General features: G+C 62.7%; 3 protein-coding genes. All 3 read left to right on the plus strand.

Translation table 11 applies throughout. The features are described 5' to 3' along the window. The first annotated feature begins 330 nt into the window (after nucleotides 1-330). The 3 genes from lon (at nucleotide 331) to BLX41_RS09470 (ending at nucleotide 3,942) form a co-directional block, all read left to right on the plus strand. Nucleotides 331-2,751, plus strand: coding sequence for an endopeptidase La (gene lon / locus BLX41_RS09460; protein WP_123724672.1), 2,421 nt, complete (start codon nucleotides 331-333; stop codon nucleotides 2,749-2,751). 161 nt (nucleotides 2,752-2,912) lie between these two features. Beyond that, entirely contained in the window at nucleotides 2,913-3,305 is a 393-nt protein-coding gene (locus BLX41_RS09465; protein WP_123724673.1) for a protease inhibitor I42 family protein, read from the plus strand. Nucleotide 3,306: 1 nt separating this feature from the next. After that, nucleotides 3,307-3,942, plus strand: coding sequence for a lysoplasmalogenase (locus BLX41_RS09470; protein WP_123724674.1), 636 nt, complete (start codon nucleotides 3,307-3,309; stop codon nucleotides 3,940-3,942). The last annotated feature ends 68 nt before the right edge of the window (nucleotides 3,943-4,010 follow it).

The following is a 4,010-nucleotide window of genomic DNA, read 5'->3' on the forward strand; positions in this document are numbered from 1 at the left end:
CTGAAAAATCCGTTCTTCATACCCATCCCTCTGAGAAGCTGAATGCGTGCGTCAAATAAATGCCAGCTTCATTCCGGCATTCCGGGCACTCAGATTAATCCTCAAGCTGTAGAAGATCACGCAATAAAACAGGTGACATCCAAGTCATTTTATTGACATTTGATGTCCGTCAACGCCGTCAAACAGTTCCACAACGTCCTCTCGAGGCGTCTGGACAGGGCCTCAAGGGGAGTTGAAGAGCGCTCGGAAAAAAGCTGAAACCAGTTTCCCATTGAAACCTGCCGTGACCTGCCCCATCTAACCTGCATAGCCCATCGCGCAGGAGCCTTCATGAGCGACCAGCAAGAATTTCCCGAAGATCCACGTGAGTACGTCGATCCGGAAAATACCGAACAGCCCAGTGCCCATGGCACCGGCCTGGCCCTGCCCGGGCAGAATCTGCCGGACAAGGTCTACATCATCCCGATTCACAATCGACCCTTCTTCCCGGCGCAAGTGCTGCCGGTGATCGTCAACGAAGAACCCTGGGCCGAAACCCTGGAGCTGGTGAGCCAATCCGACCACCACTCCCTCGCGCTGTTTTTCATGGACACACCCCAGGACGACCCGCGCCACTTCGACACCTCCGCGTTGCCGGAGTACGGCACCCTGGTCAAGGTCCACCATGCCAGCCGCGAAAACGGCAAGCTGCAATTCGTCGCCCAGGGCCTGACCCGGGTGCGCATCCGCACCTGGCTCAAGCACCACCGTCCGCCCTATCTGGTGGAAGTCGAATACCCGCACCAGCCCAGCGAACCCACCGACGAGGTCAAGGCCTACGGCATGGCGCTGATCAACGCGATCAAGGAGCTGCTGCCGCTCAATCCGCTGTACAGCGAAGAACTGAAGAACTACCTCAACCGCTTCAGCCCCAACGACCCGTCGCCGTTGACCGACTTCGCCGCCGCCCTGACCTCCGCCACCGGCAACGATCTGCAGGAAGTGCTGGACTGCGTGCCGATGCTCAAGCGCATGGAAAAAGTCCTGCCGATGCTGCGCAAGGAAGTCGAGGTCGCGCGTCTGCAGAAAGAGATCTCCGCCGAGGTCAACCGCAAGATCGGCGAGCACCAGCGCGAGTTCTTCCTCAAGGAACAGCTCAAGGTGATCCAGCAGGAGCTGGGGCTGACCAAGGACGACCGCAGCGCCGACCTGGAACAGTTCGAGCAACGCCTGAACGGCAAGGTCCTGCCACCGCAGGCGCAGAAGCGCATCGACGAGGAAATGAACAAGCTGTCGATCCTCGAAACCGGTTCGCCGGAATACGCCGTGACGCGCAACTACCTGGAATGGGCCACCGCCGTGCCCTGGGGTGTGTACGGCGCCGACAAGCTCGACCTCAAGCACGCGCGCAAGGTGCTGGACCAGCACCACGCCGGGCTTGACGACATCAAGACCCGCATCCTCGAATTCCTCGCGGTGGGCGCCTACAAGGGCGAGATCAGCGGCTCCATCGTGCTGCTGGTGGGCCCGCCCGGCGTGGGCAAGACCAGCGTCGGCAAGTCCATCGCCGAATCCCTGGGGCGCCCCTTCTATCGCTTCAGCGTCGGCGGCATGCGCGATGAAGCCGAGATCAAGGGCCACCGCCGTACCTACATCGGGGCCCAGCCGGGCAAGCTGGTGCAGGCCCTCAAGGAAGTGGAGGTGATGAACCCGGTGATCATGCTCGACGAGATCGACAAGATGGGCCAGAGCTACCAGGGTGACCCGGCCTCGGCCCTGCTGGAGACCCTCGATCCGGAGCAGAACGTCGACTTCCTCGACCATTACCTGGATCTGCGCATGGACCTGTCCAAGGTGCTGTTCGTGTGCACCGCCAACACCCTGGATTCAATCCCCGGCCCGCTGCTCGATCGCATGGAAGTGATTCGTCTGTCGGGTTACATCACCGAGGAAAAACTCGCCATCGCCAAGCGCCACCTGTGGCCCAAGCAGTTGGCGAAAGCCGGTGTGGTCAAGAGCAGCCTGAGCATCAGCGACAGTGCCCTGCGCACGGTGATCGACAGCTACGCCCGGGAAGCCGGGGTGCGCCAACTGGAGAAACAGCTGGGCAAACTGGTGCGCAAGGCGGTGATCAAGCTGCTGGACGAGCCGGACGCAAGCATCAAGATCGGGCCCAAGGATCTGGAAGCGTCCCTGGGCATGCCGGTGTTCCGTAACGAGCAGGTCCTGAGCGGCACCGGGGTCATCACCGGCCTGGCCTGGACCAGCATGGGCGGCGCGACCCTGCCCATCGAGGCGACGCGGATTCATACCCTCAACCGCGGTTTCAAGCTCACCGGGCAACTGGGGGATGTGATGAAGGAGTCGGCGGAGATCGCCTACAGCTACGTCAGTTCGCACCTCAAGCAGTTCGGTGGCGACAGCAAATTCTTCGACGAAGCCTTCGTCCACCTGCACGTTCCTGAAGGGGCCACGCCCAAGGATGGCCCGAGTGCCGGGGTGACCATGGCCAGCGCCCTGCTGTCCCTGGCCCGCAACCAGCCGCCGAAGAAAGGCGTGGCCATGACCGGCGAGCTGACCCTCACCGGCCACGTGTTGCCCATTGGCGGGGTGCGGGAGAAAGTCATCGCGGCGCGGCGCCAGAAGATCCATGAACTGATCCTGCCGGAACCCAACCGCGGGCATTTCGAAGAACTGCCGGACTACCTCAAGGAAGGCATCACCGTGCATTTCGCCAAGCGTTTTGCCGACGTGGCCAAAGTGCTGTTCTAAATCCCTTCGCCGGCCAGCCGGCTCCTGCAGGTTATCCCGTGTAGGAGCCGGCTTGCCGGCGAACAGGCCATAACCGCCAACCTCCATCCCCCCTCCCCACACAGCCCATCATCTTCAGTTATGCTCGCCGTTCGTCACGAATGATCGGAGCTTCCTGACCCATGTCCGCACCTCGCCTGCTTGCCCTGCTCAGCCTCGCCCTGCTTGGCGCCTGCGCCAGCCAACCCAAGCAAAACGTCACCGTGGAAAACCAGAGCCAGTGCCCCCTGCAATTGCACAACGGGCAAACCCTGACCCTGACCCTGCCCAGCAATCCCACCACCGGCTATCGCTGGGCGATCCAGGATTCGGCCGGCGGCATCCTGCGCAAGGTCAGCCCCGAGGTCTACAGCAATCCCGAGGACACCGGCCTGGTGGGCAGCGGCGGTCAATCCACCTGGCGCTTCCAGGCCTTCGCCAGCGGCCAGGGCCGGCTGCTGCTGACCTATCAGCAACCCTGGGCACCGGAAGAAGCACCGGTGAAAGCCTTCGACTGTTCGATCACGGTCAACTGACATGGGCTGGCTGATTCTTGCGCTGATGGGCGCCGCCACCTTCATTTATGGGGTCAGCGTGCATGCCACGCTGCTCTGCCTGCTGGTCAAGCCGCTGCCGGTGCTGGCGCTGTTGGGCTGGCTGCACGATGCGCCGCCGGGGGACTATCGCCGCTGGATCATCATCGGCCTGTTGTTCTCGGTGCTGGGAGACATACTGCTGGCCTGGCCCACGGACCTGTTCGTGTTCGGCCTCGGGGCGTTTCTGGTGGCGCACCTGGCCTACCTCAAGGCTTATCTGAGCGACTGCCGGCGCCCGGCGCTGCTGCCCTTGCTGGTGGCACTGGCCATTGGCGCGGTGCTGTTGAGCATCCTGATCTCCCACGGCCTGGGCCCGTTGCTGATCCCGGTGATCGTCTACGCCCTGACCATCAGCGCCATGCTCTGGCGCGCCCTGGCACGCCTGGGCTCGACAGTGCCCACGCGCTCGGCGGCCCTGGCCGCGGTGGGCGCCTTGAGCTTTGCCTTCTCCGACAGCCTGATCGGCATCAGCCGCTTTGTGGTGGCCTTCGATGCCGCGCCCTACTTGATCATCATTTTCTACTGGCTGGGCCAGTGGGGCATTGCCGCTTCGGCGTTCAGCCAGAAGCCCCGCTGATCAGCCTGCGCCAACAAGCCGGTCCCTACAATCTGTAGGAGCCGGCTTGCCGGCGAACAGCACCACAC

This window comes from Pseudomonas protegens (assembly GCF_003732485.1).
Taxonomy (GTDB): domain Bacteria; phylum Pseudomonadota; class Gammaproteobacteria; order Pseudomonadales; family Pseudomonadaceae; genus Aquipseudomonas; species Aquipseudomonas protegens_B.

Coding starts and splice junctions, on each gene's coding strand:
- lon (WP_123724672.1), top strand. CDS start 331: ATGAGCGACCAGCAAGAATTTCCCGAAGATCCACGTGAGTACGTCGAT.
- BLX41_RS09465 (WP_123724673.1), top strand. CDS start 2,913: ATGTCCGCACCTCGCCTGCTTGCCCTGCTCAGCCTCGCCCTGCTTGGC.
- BLX41_RS09470 (WP_123724674.1), top strand. CDS start 3,307: ATGGGCTGGCTGATTCTTGCGCTGATGGGCGCCGCCACCTTCATTTAT.